The sequence below is a fragment of the Candidatus Omnitrophota bacterium genome (assembly GCA_040755155.1).
GTDB lineage: Bacteria > Hinthialibacterota > Hinthialibacteria > Hinthialibacterales > Hinthialibacteraceae > JBFMBP01.
Window position 1 is genome coordinate 1 of record JBFMBP010000011.1, and the last position, 15,413, is coordinate 15,413.

The window sequence follows — 15,413 nt, forward strand, 5'->3', positions numbered from 1 at the left end:
GGCGACGGGGATGTACGGAACTTTTCCGGGTACCCTTTGCGCCATGTCCCCATCCCGATCCGATGGAACGAAAGGGTTAAAAAGAAAAAGATGAACTGGATTAAAATAGATTCAGGATAAAAAAAAAAGAACCGCCAAGACAAGGTTCTCTTGACAAACCGCTTCATAGATGGGTCGCGTTTTTTGACCCATCGTTTTTTTAATGGGATGAATTTATTGATGGGTCAAACGTCGCGACCCATCCTACGGTTAACTCAGCTGATGGCGAGATTAGAACTCCGCGCCTTCAAGCCGAAGCAGTTGGCGTTTAACATCTAAGCCGCCGCCGAAGCCGCCCAGGCCGCCGCCAGACGCGATCGCCCGATGGCAGGGGATAAGAATGGGAACGCGGTTTTTTCCGCAGGCGCCGCCCGCCGCTCTCGCCGCTAGGGGGCGTCCGGCGCGATTCGCCAATTCCCCATACGAAACTGTTTCGCCGAAGGGAATCTCCATCAGCGCGCGCCAGATTTTGGTTTGAAAATCCGTTCCGATCAATTCGGGCTTTACCGTGAAGCGGCGGCGTTTTCCGGCGAAATATTCCGCCAATTCGCGTTGCAGTTTCAATGCAACGGCGTTAGGTTCGCCGGATGGAATCCGCCCTATCGATTCGAGCCATACTGTTAAATCGCTTTTGGAATCGTTGCCGAATTGAATGGCTAAAATGCTCTTGTCGGAACAAGCCGTTAACAATAATCCAATGGGACTTTCGATTTCGATGAAATGAGCTGTCGATTGGGAAGGATTCATAACGGCTCCTTGCGGGACAAAGAATAGGAATCTATATAATGAGCAATCCTAACGGTATAAAATACGTCTGCGATTTTTGCGGCCAGCTTATCGAGATCGGCCGCCCGCGCTTCATTCTCAAGGGCGAACTATTCGGGGCCTACGATGGCGCCGAATTCGACGAAACTCTGTTGCCGCCCTCCGCAAATATCCAAGAGGAAATGAAGCGTCTCATTGCGGAAGCGGAAAAGAAGAGCGAAAAAGAACTGACCGACGAAGTCCATTACGCATTCAAGGCGGATTTATGCCGCGCCTGCCGCGATAAATTTTATCGCATTCTCGACGAAGGCCGTTTCGGATAATCCCATTATGTTACCGTAGGATGGGGCGCGTTGTTTGACCCATCAATGATTCTATTTCTTTAATATATTCTGCATTATTCAAAGGCAAAAACAACCTTGCCTTTGCCACCCCGTCGTTCTACTCGTCCAACCGTTTTCTTTCCTTCTCGGCGTTGGGAGCGGAGAAGCGTTTCTCCAGTTCGTTCGCGCCTGTCAATTCCGCCGTCGCCATGCCTTTTTTTTCGCTTTTCAGTTCGACTTTGGACGTATCGATATTATCGTAAAGCATGGATTCGCCTAAGTTGAGTTCCGTCTTTTCGATAGGCATTTTATCGGCGGGCACGGGTTCCAAATCGCCGAGAAGCGCTTCCAAGGCGCCCTTCAATACGTCCAACGCCATTTGCAGCGATTGCGGGTCGTCCAGACGGATGGATTCGAATAAATTCTTGCAAGAATCGTCCACAGGCGGGGGGATGCTGATGCGTTTAAGATTGTCAACGCTCAAATAACCTCTGGCCAGGCACCAGGTAACCATCTCCTTTTTCATAACCATCAAATCGAGCCAGTCGAAATGAATAATGAGCTCGTTGATGCTTATGGTGTTGCTCTGTTTGTGGAGATAGACGTAGATGCGCAGCAACGCTTCGAAGAAACGGTCTTCGCAGCCCGGTTTTTTGGGATTGTTTTCGTCTTTGAGATGATAGATGGGAAACGCTCTCAATGTTTCGTCGTACAAAGAACAGACGTTCTTTCCGCATACGACGCAACGCAAATGCTGGCGGTCTTTCTTTTTAATATCCGGATGATTCATGATCGACGGCAACCGTCCAATAATGGTACTACTGGTTCGTTTCATTTGAAATTGTTCCCTCGCCCTTTGGGAGAGGGTTTGGGTGAGGGGGCTTTTTCAACGGCGTAACTACTAAATCAATTGAAATGAACCACTACGTTATTTCCATTATTTTAACCAACGATTTCCAAAATAGAATGTTGCCTTTCGAACATAATTTTTACGCAACCGGTTCGCCCCAAGCCGCGCCCCAAGCTGGGGCTAGCCGCTTTCCCAATTCCTCGATGGCGACGATTTCCTTGGCTTTTAACGGCTTGGCGTTCACAATCGTTTTTACCGCCTGTTCCAGCTCCTCCACTTTGCGGAAGCCGATGTTGAGCGATGCAACGCCGGGGATATTCAGCGCATAGCGAATGGCCGCCTGGTAATGCTCTTGGGGAATGCGGGCCGCTCCCTGGGACCAATCGGCGGCGCCTCCCAGCACTTTCATGGCGATAATGCCGACATCTTTCAGACGAGCGTATTCGAATACCTTCTCTTCGAAATTGTAAATATGTTTGGCGACGAAATTGGCCAGGCACATTACGACGTCAATCTCTTCCTTGTCCAAGACGGCCATAAAGCGGGAAGGGTAAAGATGCCCGGATGCGCCGATGAAGCGCACCACGCCCAACCGCTGCGCTTCGCGCAGCGCTCCCAACGCCCCTTGTTTGCCCAACGCTGACTTAACGTCGGGAAAGCGATCCTTTTCGCCCCAATTATGCAAGTAGACGAGATCGAGGCGATCGGTTTTCATGCGCTTCAGGCACGTTCGCAGTTGTTCCCAGCAGCCGTCGTAGGTAGCCGCTTCGGTTTTGGTAGCGAGAAAAATTTTGTCCCGATGCGGCGGCAGGACTTCGCCGAGAAAATCTTCCGCTTCGGAGTAGTTAGGCGCCGTATCGATCGACGTAACGCCGAGTTCGATGGCGCGTTCGACGATCGCGCCCGCCTTCTTGGCGTCCAATCCCAACGAGGCGCGGAAATGTCCCGTACCCAAGGTGAGGATGGATATCCTCTCCGCCGTCTTACCCAGCATTTTCGTAGGCATCGCCTTGCTTTTCGCGGAGGCGTTTGAAGCGAATAAGCCGGGCGCCGCGAGTCCCGCCGATAGCAAAGCGCCAGCCTGCAGTGCCTCGCGCCGGGTCAGTTTTTCCTCGATTCGTTGGCTCATGGCTTTCTCCTTGCTTATAATCTTTGTTATCTCGAACGGCGCAAACCGTGAAGAATAAAATATCATAATTCAATGGGGAATAGGAGGTTTTTATTACTCTTAACGATTTCCTTTTTTCTTCTCATAACTAAAAAAGAAAGGCGATCCGTCTCCGAATCGCTTTTCATGTATTCCGCAATTTTCTATCCGCCTATCCCCTGATCAAATTAAATAAAAAGGGAAAAATTCTCGGTTCAAATGGAAAATCCCGTTATTTCCAGTATTTCTTTATGCGCTCAGCGTATGAGTGAAATATCTCAAAAATCGCTTGACGAGAAGCCTTTCGTTATGAGAATATTAATAAACCATTGCGCCTCTATATTTGATGGAGTTTCCAATTGTCAAAAAAGTACTGAAGGCCTCGAGGAAAATCATGATGCGTAAAACAATTCTATTATTTGCTCTATCGATCGTGTCCATTCTCATCGTTCAAGCCCAGGAAAGCGTAGGGTATCTGGAAGCGCAATCGGTATACCGCGCCATTACCGTCGATGGCAAAGTCGCCGATTGGGATGGGATTCAACCAGCCTGCACGGATGCCGTTGGCGATGGAGGATTGTATTACGATTTCCAGGCCGCCTATCTGGCCAACGACAACGAAAATTTCTATATTCGATTGACGTTCGCCGAACCGGAGCCTTACGGCAGTTTCTTTTGGTATATGAATATCGGCTTCGACAACGATTTGGATCCAACCACGGGTCATCGCTGGCTGAGCAATTTCGGTTCGGAATTTAATATTCAGGGACGGCAGGTTTTCGATCAACGCTGCGGAGATTGGGTCTGCACCATCAATCCAGCGAGTGAAGACAATCTCTGGGGAACTTTTGCATACGCCAACGTTGAGCCTATGAATGATGCGAACGTCAAGGAAATTGAGATTTCCATTCGTCGCAATCTTGTATACAAAGACATGGAAGACGGACAACCCGGTCTATCCAATCCCGACGAATCCCCCCTGTTCGATCCGAAATGGAATAATTTCGTCCTCATGTTCGAAACCGAAGATGAAAACTATCAATCGGTGGAATGGATGCCCGATCCCGATCCGAATACCAACGATATTGGAGTGTTCTATACTTTCGCCCTCCCTCCAGCCAGCGTACACTCCTGGGAATTACATTGATCGAATCGTTTCATTCTTAAACCAAGTTAAGATCAAAAGAGGCGGCCCAATCGAGCCGCCTCTCATTTTTTCATCGGTAAGGTTTTAACTTATAAAATACGTTAGACTAATTTAAATAAAAGGGAAATAGGACGCCCCAGGAAAAACAACGTAACCATCTATCCATTCTTCAATCCGATACGTTTTTTCCCTTCTTCGATCATCGTTTTCAACGTTTTGGAAATCGTATGCGGGACAGGACCGAACTGTCCTTTATAATATCCGCTGCCGGATATCGGTTTTCCAATTCTCGATACGCGATGAAATCGCAATAGAATAAAATCTTATTCAATTACGTCGCACCAAAATACTTGTCTTCCAACGACTTCATGGAAATATACTTAATCATTTCCCGAAACTTGCGTTCGTACATCTCTATCGCGCCCATGATCTCCCCTCGACCTTTCCCTCGTTTCATAAAATTATACCAAAACTTCTTCCTAATAAATATGGGAATTACGGCATATTTTTCTTCTGAAACACCTTTAGAAGAAGCTGGTGGGCTACGCTTTGAGCCCACCCTACAATTCTAAAAAATATAGGAATTTCGGCATATTTCGCCTGATCTATCTCCGCCTCCCGTCTCATTACCGTCAATTCGGGAATTAAATGCGGCTACGTCGAGAGTTAAAAAAAAGAGATGCGGACGCCCGTTTTAGGATTTATTGATTTATAAATTACGGTTATATTTCTTTCAAACCAAATGAGCCAAACGAATCGTCCGGTAAAACGCAAGGAACCGATACTCTTATCGCGAAGCAGATTATGACTCCATTGGTGGAAGGCGTACAACAATTTTTAATTCCTTTCCTCGGCGAAGCCGGTGCGAAAAAACTTATTTTAACCTATTGCTCGAAACACAATAAACAAATAACGGAATTGACGCCGCAGGATTTAAACGATCTGGGAAAACATCTCTTTTCGAATCTAACTCTTATTGTCGGCAGAGAAAAATCCGAAGCCGTTATCAAGAAACTGATGGATAAATCCAAGATCGCGAAATAATCGCAACGAAAATACCTACACTCATGGAAATAGATTAAGGATCGTTTATGCCTCTCGCTGGAATTGTTCTCTACATTGTTTATGCGGCCATCGTGTTTCCATTCCGCCTCCTGCCGGAGGATGCCGTCGAACCGGTCAACGACGCCATCGTCGCCGTCGTTTGCTCGCTAGGCTCCTATTGCTTTTATCGCGTTTCCCGGCTATTCGATAGAGAAGATAAAGCGCGAATGACTTGGTTCTTGTTCGCCATTGGCGTGGGATTGGACGGCTTAGGCCACGTTGTCTATTCTGCGGGCGAGTTTCTCATTCATGGCTATGCGCCCTATCCCCATCCCGGCGACATTTTCATCATAATCGGAGAAGGATTCAACATTTCGGCGTTAGGATATTTCTATTCCCACTTTAAAACCAGCGATCTCATTCTCACCGGTGGACACAAGCGCGCCGCCCAGGCGATTTTCTTTCTCTATCTACTGGTTGTGGGAATATGGATAATTTACCCGATCGTCATCGATCCCGAAGAATCGATAGCCATGCGAATCTCTTATCTGATCTATCCTTGCATCGATATCACATTCGCTTATTTCGGCTTATTTTTGTCGCTATCGTTCATTGCGATGGGAGCGGGGCCGATCGTGCGCCCGTGGCTGCTGTTGACGGCGGCGTATATTCTTTTCGTGTTTGTGGACAGCCTCTATGCCTATCTCGAATCCATCGAAGCCTATCATCCATACCTATTCATCAATCCCGGCTGGGCTTTAGCCTATTGCCTCATCGCCCACGCCGCTTATCGCCAAAAACGCTTAATGTCCGCCCTACAATTTTGAGACTTTGAGACTTGGGGACTTGTCCTCTTATCACTGCGTTGCTTCTTGCCGCTGCGCTTCGTTTTGATCTCATCCCGCGATTCTAATACCAACTTCCATCACTCTAGCCCTCCCCAAAGGGCATAAGAACGATGCGTTACTTCAATTAATAATTCATGTTACGCATCCTGGGAGCGCGGGCGTCTCGCCCGCAGGTTGGAGCCGCCGTTCCAACGCAGCGCAGGGATATTATTTTTCGTTACGTTTTCGAATCACGAAATCGCTAAAAGGCTCGAATTCCACGAAATTTTTTGAATCACGGATATCGCGGATTCTTTGGGATTTCACGGATAAATCTTTCTCGCAACGCGATTCCTTACGTCGAATGTGGTTCTTTTCTTTTTTTCGCGTCTTTCTTTTTTCTTTCGTGGTTTCGTGATTCAAACGATGAGGAAAAGAGATTTCTTTAATTTTCCCTAGCGTGTAACGTGAGTTAATAATATCAAGTACCCACTTTTCGGATGAACCGTTTTAATCAAGGGCAAAAACAACTTTTACCCTTGCCACCCAACTAAAGTCCCGCAGTCTCAGAATCTCCCACAACGAGAAACCCGGCCGAGAGGTTGCGCCTCCCGGCCGGGTTTGATTTCATTTTATTTCGACGTTGAGTCTCTATGGATGCAGTTTCTTGTATAGATCCTGCGCGTCTTGCGGCGTGATCTTGCCGTCTTTGTTCATATCCAAGATCGCCAGTTGTTCCGCCGTCGGCGCATCGACCGTCAAGAAGACTTGGAGCAAGCTAGTGATATCCTCATCCGTTACGATGCCGTCGCCATCGGCGTCTCCAGGAACCGCTTGAGGCTTAGGAGTTTGAGTCGGCGTAGGAGTCGGTTGTTCCACCGGCGTCTCCGTAGGCGTCTCTACTGGAGTCTCTGTAGGCGTTTCCGTAGGAACGACCGGGACGGGAGTGAACGTCGCAGTGGGAACCGGCGTGAAAGTCGCCGTGGGAACCGGGGTTGGCGTCGGCGTTTCGACGGGCGTCTCCGTTGGAGTCTCCACGGGCGTTTCGGTGGGAGTCTCCGTGGGACTTTCAGCGGCGTTAATCGCTGGAGTTAACCATAATCCAAGAACGAAGAGAGTACCTAAGCAAAGCAGAAGAAATGGCGTTCGTTTCGACATCAGAAAGCTCCTTTCAAGACCTCTATATCGCCAATATCGGTATTATCGAAAAAATACATGACTAGGGGAATGATAAGGAGTTATTGCACTGGTTGTCAAGAGATTTCCGCTTCTTTTCGAAAGTTTTTTTGTTCTTCTTTTGGCGTACGCAAACGCCAAATTCCGGCGATTCGAGGCGCAGCCCGTCAATGGATTGGAGTTTCCTCGACGGGAGGCGTTTCTTTGGCGACGAAGAAATAGAAAAAAAACGCAGCGGCGACCGCATTGAATCCGAACCAGAAGAATCCGTGGCGGATCGCTTCCACGCGGGGAAGATCGCTATAAAAATCGACGATGAAACTACCTAGAATAAATCCAGTAATCTGTCCGCCTTGGATGGCTAAATAAAGCAAGGATTGGGCGGTGGAACGGACGCTTTCCTCGCATTCGGAATCCAAATACATCGCCGTAACGAAGAAAATCCCCAATACGGCGGGGCCGTGCAGCGTGGAGAAGATAAGAATGGCGTAGGGCGAAGGAAAAAGCGAAATGCCGAGCCAGCGAATCCCCTCGGCGGCCATGCCCCAAAAAATCATCGTTTTCAATCCCGTAAACCGAACGACGCGCGCCAGGTTATAGGTGAATACGATCTCCACCCCAACCCCGATCAGCCACATCGTCGAGAAAAAAAATTCCGACAATCCCAGGCGGCCAATGTACGGCCCGATATACAGAATTTCCGACGTGAACGTCATTCCGACGAAAAATAAGGAGAGCAAAAAGAAAATCAAATTTATGTCGCCCGCCAAGCGGCGGAAGGAGCGGAATCCCGGTTTGGTATGCCGTTCGAAAAGGCTATCGTCCCAACGGGTAAAGCAAAGCGCAGCGATGTAAAACAGGCTTCCCATCCAAAAGACCATCGTTCGGCCTGGCAAGCCGAAATAATGCGACAACGCGACGGCGAGCGGACAAAATAGAAAAACCGTCACCGTGAAACTGGCGCTGCCGAATACGCGCACCCGGCCAAACAAATGCCTGCGGCGGCGGCCTAGATAAGAGAGAATGATCGATGTGGAGAGAGGAGAACCGGTTCCGTAGCAGATCATGAAGCCTATGGATGCCGCCAGCAAAGCGTAAAAACCGCCAAAACAGTAAGAAAAACTATAAACAATCAAACTGGCGGAGCTCAGGATCAATCCCAGGCGGTACATGCGGGTGCGACCGAGAACCTGATCCGCCAAAACGCCCCATAACGGCTGGAAGAGGATCATGAATAGGTAAGGCGCCGACATCAGGATTCCGATTTGGAGAGCGCCGAGTCCCAGGTCCAAATCGTAATAGCGAGTTAAATGGGGGATAATGCAAGCCTGGGCGCAATAGAGGAACCAGATATTGGCGAGAACCTGAATTTCGTTGCGCCGCGCGGAATCCATGATCACGCCGCCGCCTCCGAGTTTTTCGAACGTTGTAGGAAGGGAAATGAGCGCCTATTAAGGTCCAGGATAGGGAATATTGCCCGAACTGACCAGTCCGTTGGAAGGATGGTAACGCCAGAAGATGGATTCATCGACTTCTTTGGCGCCTGTTTTCGCATCGGCCCAATCGCCGTCCGGGCCGCGTCCCATAAGATTGAATTCGAAGATATGCCCGCCCTCTTGCACCCGCCATCCCCATCCGTGAATCTCGAAATAGGCGCGGGTGGCGAAATAGTAATCGTCCGATGTGCCATAGGTATAATAAAGATCCTTTTCGTCCTGGGGGAACTCGTCTTTGGGAATGGCGGAGATATAAGAAACGGGAGTCGTCAGGTTTTTGGGAATTTGATACCCCGGCATCTGGGTGATGGGGGGATACGCATTGCGATCCATTTTGTACATCATGATGGCGGAGCGGCAGGCGTTCAAATCCGCTTCGCATCGGGCGATTTTGGCGCGGATTTGCGCATTGAGAAAGTTGGGAACGGCGATGGCGGCCAAAACGCCGATAATAGCCACGACAATCAGCAATTCGATCAACGTGAATCCGCTTTGCGTCCGTTTCAATTTATCGTTTATAGACAAGGTAAAAGGCTCTTTTCACAGATCGAACGATTTTTCAATGAAGCCTCATCCTTTCAGGCGCCGATAGAGGAGGAGCAGTTCTTTAAAGGCGCGGGCAATCACTTTGACGCTGCCGCCGGATTGCTGTCCCGCCCGGCGGGGATAATGATGCACCCCCACTTGTTGGATGCGGGCCTGGCGGCGTTGAAGAATGGAAAAAAACTCCACGGAAATCACGGCGCCTTCCGCCTTCAATTCTACGCCTTCGAAATATTTTCGCTTGAACAATTTAAAAGCGCAATCCAAATCCTTCACTCGAAAGCCGAAGAGCAAGCGGATCAAGGTTCCCCAACCCAAAGCGAAAAATTTGCGGTGGATGGGATCGCGGCGATCCAGGCGGAAGCCGACGACGGCGTCATATTCTCCCGTATGTTCCAAAAGAAGCGATATCTCCGAAACGTCGAACTGGCCGTCGCCATCGGTAAAGAAAATCCAATCCTTCTTGCTGGACGCGATGCCGGTTTTCACGGCGCCGCCGTATCCCCGGTTGACTTCGTGATGGATGGCGCGGACATGGGCGTCTTGCTGCGCCAACTGATCGGCGAGTTCGCGGGTTCCGTCCGTACTGCCGTCGTCTACGATGATGATCTCGAAATCCTCGACGCGATTCTCTAACGCCTGGACGGCGGCTTCGGTCAAAGGCTTGATATTATCCACCTCGTTGTGAGCGGGGAAAAAGACGGAAACGCTGATGGGATATTTATTCATTCGCCGTTGATTCCATGAATTTAGAAATTAACGGGAAAAGCATAGCATTATTTTTTCGCGGCTACAGCCCAAGAGCGGCGGTGGAGAGAAGGTTTTTTGAGGGGACGGAATTTTGGGGCAAATTTAATTCACTCAGCATAATAGTGAATCGATAAAGTATTTTTCGATAATTTATCAAAAATATTGATTTTCTTATTGGCAATAATAATTTGATGTATTAATCTAATTTATAAAATGAAATCCATTTTTTCATTTGGTATATTTAAGGTATGAATAAATTTCATTTTTGAGAAGTAAAATTTCTTTAAACCTAATTGTTAGAAATTTATTAGATAAAAAGTGTTTTGTTTAAACTACATATAGACAATAGGTGATAAAAATGAGAGTTAAGATATTCAATCATCTAAGGTTAGTTGCATTGGGATCGATTCTTTTTTTATTAATGAATTTGGCTTACGGAACTCCCCATGGGCCGGAAACTCTTTGCCATCCTTTTTCGTCAAAAAGAAATTACGATACCAATTACAAATGGTTTCCCATTGGCTGGGGGATTTGGGCGCATGATCTTTGGGGAGAGGGTGATCCAATAGATCCAGATCCACAATCTTCTGGCGATTGGGTAAATGGGTATGTCAAATTCCTTGTCGATCAAAATTGTTATTGGATTAATACTTTTGTGGCTATACCCGTTGATAACCGAGTGCCTTGGGGATTGGATTATTGGAGAGATTCGTCTCAATGGACGCGGACGGCAACGTATAAACGTTTTTTAGATGGTCTTGAATCAATTAAGGCTTCAAATGGAATATACGATTATAAAGGACTTCCAGTTCTTTCGTCGAAATTAGGCCCGCCAAATCCACAAAATGGCATATATTATATCCTGCATTCTGGCGGGACTTGGCGCGATGGAGTATACGATCCAACAACAATAGCCAATATTACTGGAGGAGATACCGATATTTTTGAATTTCGCGTTGATTTTCTTGACAATGAACCGCAATTGGGAGGATGGATGTTATGCGATGAGCCTTATTCTGGGGAGGGGGCTGAAATAGTTGGAGAACGTGATTATGTCCATGATGAATTGCTCTATTTGAAATCGCTAATTATAAATAATGATGACAATATCAATGATCATCCAATTCATTGCATCATTAGAGGATGGCATAATTACGATTTTGATCCCTGCGTTACGCCGCAATGGATTTATCATCTTGATGATCTTGATGTGGCCGATTATATACATGATGATCTATATTTAGCTGATTATGTTGGGATTAATTACAATCCTATTTGTAGTTTTTGCGTTACGCGCACCAAAAGAGCGATGAAAAATCTAATTGAGCCCGTATGCAATGCGCCTGATAACAACATTCACGCATGGCTGCTTTGGTCTCAAGGGTATTGGCAAGAAGGTGTGTCTAATCCCGACGATTCAAATGAAAATGGATATATGACGGAAGAACAATTGAGATATGTAAATTACGCATCCTGGATTAATGGAGCGCAGGGCGCAATGTTTTGGAATTTATCAAAATCTAATACCCGATCATTTGAGCGAGCAAAAAAAGTAAGCGAGGAAGCATACCTAGCTTCAAAATGCTTAATGGAATCCGATTCGGGAATATCTGCTACTATAACAAGTACAAACGATGATGATTCTACGGCTCAGTTTATTTTAAGAAGGGATCCCAATTTTGTTCCTGGAACGCAATACAAAGATTGTTTGCTTTTAATGGTATGTAATAATTCTCAATATGCTACAAATGTTTGGATTCAATTTCCACAGAACCAAATAATTTCAACTGCTTTTGGAATAAACCAATCTTACAATTGGAGTTATACGATCGATACGAGCAATAACCGATTTGGTGTTGGATTAGCTCGTTCAAGTGCGAGAGCGTTTTTTATTTATATTGCAGCCGATTGATAATTGTTTAATAAGATTTTATCAGATATTCTAATAAATAGAAAATGGAGACAAAAATGAAATACAAAAATATATTCGCATTATTATTGGTTGTAAACTTTGCGGGATATGTGTTTTCTCTTTCCTCTAGCGCCCAAGATGTTTTTGAGGATCGAAATTTAGTCATTCAACAAATATCCCCCGCCGAAAGCAATATCGGAAGCTCTCGCCAAGAATCGCAAGCCGTTAACATCAACTATCGCGATCGCGTTTCCACATCGAATTATGATGGGTCTATTATTTTCTCAGGTTATCAACTTTATAAATTAAATTCCAATCGTGAGGCAATTCAAGAATCTCGCCGTTTATCACTATACAATAATGGATTAGCTCTTCAATTCATGAATCTGAATGATTCCGGCGATTTGCTGTTTTACGCTATAACAAATGGCGAGGCGATTACTTTTCATATTGTCGATTTGAATAATGAGGTTTTATATACTCAATATAAAATGGTTAAATTCGATTTATCGGATGGTATGACGAATTGCGCTATATCTTCATCTTTGGAAACGCTAGCCTTCACTTATTTATATGGCAGCGGAATAGACCGATTGTATGTCTTGACGCGCAAGGATAAGGAATTTTCTTCCTTGGCAGCCCTCGGCGAAGCCGATTTGGTATCCGATTTGTTCGTATCGTCGGCGGGAAACGCCATTTATTATAATGCGAAAATTTTTGAAGAGTTCGAATTGAACGGCAAACCGTCAGGCGATTATTTTTATTATAGTTTTGCCATATACCGCGATGGAGATGGGTGGACGAAGCCCGTCAAATTGACCGTTCCCAATGTGGAAAAGCCGATTATCGCCGATGTGGCGCAAGACGGAAATCTTTTGCTAATCAAAACCGGCAAAAAAGGAATCGCTTTAACGCGCAAAGATCAAAACGGATGGTCAGAGCCGGAATATTTGGATCAAGCCTATGATGGACGGGATCGATTTAAAATCTCGGAAAATGGCAAAGTGCTGGTTTACTTGATTGCGCGAAAACCCTATCCGGATTCGAGATCGGCGGAAATTACAAAATACGACATCGATCTTTTAATCGACAAATCCAAAGGGATCTACGAAAAGAAGAGACTAACGAAGGATAATGTAAGCACGTATGATGGCGGTTATTTATTGTCTCCCGATGGAAGCCGCTTATTCTGGCGTCCAATGGTTTGGCCTTCCGCCATCCAAGGATTTTTAAATCGATAAACAAAATAAGGCGGGCTGCATTTCGCTTGCAGCCCGCTTCTTACTTATCTGCATCGAATTATTCCATAATTATTGAAATGAACGGAAAAAGCATAGCATTATTTTCTCCTTGCGACAGCCCAAGAGCGGCGGTGGAGAGAAGGAAATTATACGATGGACAAGAGAAAATCTTCTTCATTCGGTTAATTGCGCGCCTTTTATTTTTTCTACGAGAGACGATAAGGATGGATTAATAGCGATGGCTCTTTCCCATAATTTTTGGGCGAGTTCAAGGCGGCCTTCGCTCCATTCCAGCGCGCCTAGATTGTAGTATGCCTCGCTGTAGGATGGATTCAGACGTATCGCTTGTTGAAAAGCCTGCCGCGCCGTCTTGTTGTTTTGGGACATCATGCCTTTGAGAAGATGAACTGGCGCAAATTCCGGCGCCATTTTCTCCGCTCGCACTAAATAAGCCCGCGCTTCCTGAATCTCCTTTCTGGAAAAATGAATGCGGGAGATTTGATAATACGCCCGGCCGATGCGGCTGTTGACGGCGCGGCGCGTATAGAAATGCTGCGCCGCCAGTTTGAAATGCTCCAAGGCGTCGTTTTGTTTTCCCTGCAAGTCGTACAACAAACCTAATTGATAATGCGCCGTACCGTAAGTTGGCAGCAATTCCAGGGCTTTATTATAGCAAGCCTCCGCCTCGGAAAAGCGCTGCGCTCTTTTCTCCTCATTCCCCCAATTCAGCCATACTTGAGGCAGATGGGGGTCCAATTCCAGCGCTTTTTTCCAGGATTGGAAGGCTTCCTCGCGGCGTCCCGCGTCCGCATAGGCGTTGCCCAGGCAAACGCGCGCCTTGGCCAGATTGGGCCGGGCGGCGGATGCGGATTCCCACAAGGCGATTTCATTGCGCCAATCGAATTCTCTATAAATTGTCCACGCAGAAAAAAATAGAACTATTGCGAATAAGCAGAATGCGGGCAGCCAGACCGTGCGCTGTTGAAAATAGCGTAAAAAACGTTCGCCCAATATAACAAAGATCAAACAGAATCCAGCGCAAGGAATATAAAGATACCGATCCGCCATTAAATAGCCCACCGGCAGCGCTCCCGATACCGGCGCCCAGGCGGCGAAAATCCATATCAGGCTGAAAAGAGCGTAGGGAACCGTCTTTCGAACGCGGATGGCGATGAAGAACCATCCCGCCATTAAAGCCGCGCCCGCCATCCAACGGGCATCGCTCCCTATTGTCACGGGAGGATAGGCGCGTTCGACCGTCAAATCCATCGGCCATAGGCAAAGCCGCAACGACTCGAAAAAAGTGGCGAAGGGCGTAAGGCAGGCGGAAAGAAGCGTATAGGTCACGTCCCGCGACGCCGGATCGTAAAAGACGCCTCGTTCCTGCGCCAAACCGATCGTCTCTAGGATTCCATAACTGAAGAACAAAAACAGAATCGTTAACAGCGCATGGGGAAAAATCAGCCGCAAGAAGCGCCCAAGACGAAACGGTTCATGGCTGGCTACGGCATACGCCCAATAAGAAGCCGCCAGTAAGACGGGGATAGAGACCGCCACTTGTTTCGACAAGAGCGCACACAGGCAAGCCAAAATAGACCCGCCGTAGATAATCCACCAACTTGTTTGGCTATCTTCACGCCGGAAAGCCGCATGGACGAAGAGAAAGCAGGACTGCAATTCGAAAAAGAGGCAAAGCAATTCCTTGCGGCCCGATATCCACGCCGCCGCCTCCACATTGATGGGATGGATGGAAAAAAGCAGCGCCGCCGCATAAGCGAGCCGCGAATTTACTCCCAATAAAAGCAGGAAATAATATAGAAGCAGAACGTTGGCGCCATGCCATAATAGATTCTGCAAATGGTAGCCCGCCGAATGCAGCCCCCAAAGCGCATGATCCAGCATATACGTGAATTCCCGTAATGGCCTGTCCCAGGAAAGAATCTCCTCCAGCGATGCCTCGCCGGTCAACGCGGGATTTTCCACAACCGTAATGGCGACGTCGTCATAGACGAAATCGCCAGGAAGGGAAAAAGAATAGACGATGGCGGTGATGAAAAGCAACAGATAGACTTTTCCTCGGGAAAAACAATCCGCCGTGCGTTGAAGCGGAAGTATGCGCTTGATGGAGCGAACGTTGTTCATGGGTAGGCTTC

14 protein-coding genes are annotated in these 15,413 nt (G+C 47.2%); 6 read left to right on the forward strand and 8 right to left on the reverse strand.

Features of this window, described 5'->3' with window-relative positions:
* Nucleotides 1–270: 270 nt before the first annotated feature.
* The gene (locus AB1656_01010) at nt 271–786 is read right to left on the reverse strand and encodes a methylated-DNA--[protein]-cysteine S-methyltransferase (protein ID MEW6233941.1); all 516 of its coding nucleotides are present in this window, start codon (nt 784–786) and stop codon (nt 271–273) included.
* A gap of 38 nt (nt 787–824) precedes the next feature.
* On the opposite strand from AB1656_01010, the gene AB1656_01015 reads away from it, so the two are divergent.
* Nucleotides 825–1,127: a hypothetical protein gene (locus AB1656_01015; protein MEW6233942.1), complete on the forward strand. Its 303-nt coding sequence runs from the start codon at nt 825–827 to the stop codon at nt 1,125–1,127.
* 118 nt (nt 1,128–1,245) lie between these two features.
* Here the strand turns inward: AB1656_01015 and AB1656_01020 are convergent, their stop codons facing one another.
* Nucleotides 1,246–1,962, reverse strand: a complete 717-nt coding sequence (locus AB1656_01020) for a hypothetical protein (GenBank protein ID MEW6233943.1) — start codon at nt 1,960–1,962, stop codon at nt 1,246–1,248.
* 154 nt (nt 1,963–2,116) lie between these two features.
* Entirely contained in the window at nt 2,117–3,106 is a 990-nt protein-coding gene (locus AB1656_01025) for an aldo/keto reductase (GenBank protein ID MEW6233944.1), read from the reverse strand.
* Between the two features lie 412 nt (nt 3,107–3,518).
* Between AB1656_01025 and AB1656_01030 the strand changes: the two genes are divergently transcribed.
* The 3 genes from AB1656_01030 to AB1656_01040 all read left to right on the forward strand — a co-directional run bounded on the left by AB1656_01030 (nt 3,519) and on the right by AB1656_01040 (nt 6,142).
* The gene (locus AB1656_01030) at nt 3,519–4,271 is read left to right on the forward strand and encodes a hypothetical protein (GenBank protein ID MEW6233945.1); all 753 of its coding nucleotides are present in this window, start codon (nt 3,519–3,521) and stop codon (nt 4,269–4,271) included.
* A gap of 804 nt (nt 4,272–5,075) precedes the next feature.
* Nucleotides 5,076–5,315, forward strand: a complete 240-nt coding sequence (locus tag AB1656_01035; protein ID MEW6233946.1) for a hypothetical protein — start codon at nt 5,076–5,078, stop codon at nt 5,313–5,315.
* A 47-nt stretch (nt 5,316–5,362) separates the two neighbouring features.
* Nucleotides 5,363–6,142: a hypothetical protein gene (locus AB1656_01040; protein ID MEW6233947.1), complete on the forward strand. Its 780-nt coding sequence runs from the start codon at nt 5,363–5,365 to the stop codon at nt 6,140–6,142.
* 651 nt (nt 6,143–6,793) lie between these two features.
* Here AB1656_01040 and AB1656_01045 read toward each other — a convergent pair.
* From AB1656_01045 to AB1656_01060, 4 genes are all read right to left on the reverse strand, one after another.
* Nucleotides 6,794–7,300, reverse strand: a complete 507-nt coding sequence (locus AB1656_01045; GenBank protein MEW6233948.1) for a dockerin type I repeat-containing protein — start codon at nt 7,298–7,300, stop codon at nt 6,794–6,796.
* Between the two features lie 185 nt (nt 7,301–7,485).
* On the reverse strand, nt 7,486–8,712 hold the full coding sequence (locus AB1656_01050) for an MFS transporter (GenBank protein ID MEW6233949.1): 1,227 nt from the start codon (nt 8,710–8,712) through the stop codon (nt 7,486–7,488).
* Between the two features lie 57 nt (nt 8,713–8,769).
* Nucleotides 8,770–9,339: a prepilin-type N-terminal cleavage/methylation domain-containing protein gene (locus AB1656_01055; protein MEW6233950.1), complete on the reverse strand. Its 570-nt coding sequence runs from the start codon at nt 9,337–9,339 to the stop codon at nt 8,770–8,772.
* A gap of 45 nt (nt 9,340–9,384) precedes the next feature.
* A complete protein-coding gene (locus tag AB1656_01060; protein MEW6233951.1) occupies nt 9,385–10,086 on the reverse strand; it encodes a glycosyltransferase family 2 protein in 702 nt (233 codons plus the stop codon).
* 379 nt (nt 10,087–10,465) lie between these two features.
* Between AB1656_01060 and AB1656_01065 the strand changes: the two genes are divergently transcribed.
* Both AB1656_01065 and AB1656_01070 read left to right on the forward strand, forming a co-directional pair.
* On the forward strand, nt 10,466–12,019 hold the full coding sequence (locus tag AB1656_01065) for a hypothetical protein (protein ID MEW6233952.1): 1,554 nt from the start codon (nt 10,466–10,468) through the stop codon (nt 12,017–12,019).
* Between the two features lie 380 nt (nt 12,020–12,399).
* Nucleotides 12,400–13,260 (forward strand): hypothetical protein, encoded by an 861-nt coding sequence (locus tag AB1656_01070; protein ID MEW6233953.1) that lies wholly within the window; start codon nt 12,400–12,402, stop codon nt 13,258–13,260.
* A gap of 174 nt (nt 13,261–13,434) precedes the next feature.
* Here the strand turns inward: AB1656_01070 and AB1656_01075 are convergent, their stop codons facing one another.
* A complete protein-coding gene (locus AB1656_01075) occupies nt 13,435–15,402 on the reverse strand; it encodes a tetratricopeptide repeat protein (GenBank protein MEW6233954.1) in 1,968 nt (655 codons plus the stop codon).
* Nucleotides 15,403–15,413 lie beyond the last annotated feature (11 nt).

Excerpts from the sequence above, each read along its gene's own strand:
- AB1656_01035 (MEW6233946.1), top strand. The coding sequence starts at position 5,076 with ATGACTCCATTGGTGGAAGGCGTACAACAATTTTTAATTCCTTTCCTC.
- AB1656_01060 (MEW6233951.1), bottom strand. The coding sequence starts at position 10,086 with ATGAATAAATATCCCATCAGCGTTTCCGTCTTTTTCCCCGCTCACAAC.
- AB1656_01075 (MEW6233954.1), bottom strand. The coding sequence starts at position 15,402 with ATGAACAACGTTCGCTCCATCAAGCGCATACTTCCGCTTCAACGCACG.
- AB1656_01040 (MEW6233947.1), top strand. The coding sequence starts at position 5,363 with ATGCCTCTCGCTGGAATTGTTCTCTACATTGTTTATGCGGCCATCGTG.
- AB1656_01015 (MEW6233942.1), top strand. The coding sequence starts at position 825 with ATGAGCAATCCTAACGGTATAAAATACGTCTGCGATTTTTGCGGCCAG.
- AB1656_01065 (MEW6233952.1), top strand. The coding sequence starts at position 10,466 with ATGAGAGTTAAGATATTCAATCATCTAAGGTTAGTTGCATTGGGATCG.
- AB1656_01025 (MEW6233944.1), bottom strand. The coding sequence starts at position 3,106 with ATGAGCCAACGAATCGAGGAAAAACTGACCCGGCGCGAGGCACTGCAG.
- AB1656_01045 (MEW6233948.1), bottom strand. The coding sequence starts at position 7,300 with ATGTCGAAACGAACGCCATTTCTTCTGCTTTGCTTAGGTACTCTCTTC.
- AB1656_01070 (MEW6233953.1), top strand. The coding sequence starts at position 12,400 with ATGAATCTGAATGATTCCGGCGATTTGCTGTTTTACGCTATAACAAAT.
- AB1656_01010 (MEW6233941.1), bottom strand. The coding sequence starts at position 786 with ATGAATCCTTCCCAATCGACAGCTCATTTCATCGAAATCGAAAGTCCC.
- AB1656_01030 (MEW6233945.1), top strand. The coding sequence starts at position 3,519 with ATGATGCGTAAAACAATTCTATTATTTGCTCTATCGATCGTGTCCATT.
- AB1656_01050 (MEW6233949.1), bottom strand. The coding sequence starts at position 8,712 with ATGGATTCCGCGCGGCGCAACGAAATTCAGGTTCTCGCCAATATCTGG.
- AB1656_01020 (MEW6233943.1), bottom strand. The coding sequence starts at position 1,962 with ATGAAACGAACCAGTAGTACCATTATTGGACGGTTGCCGTCGATCATG.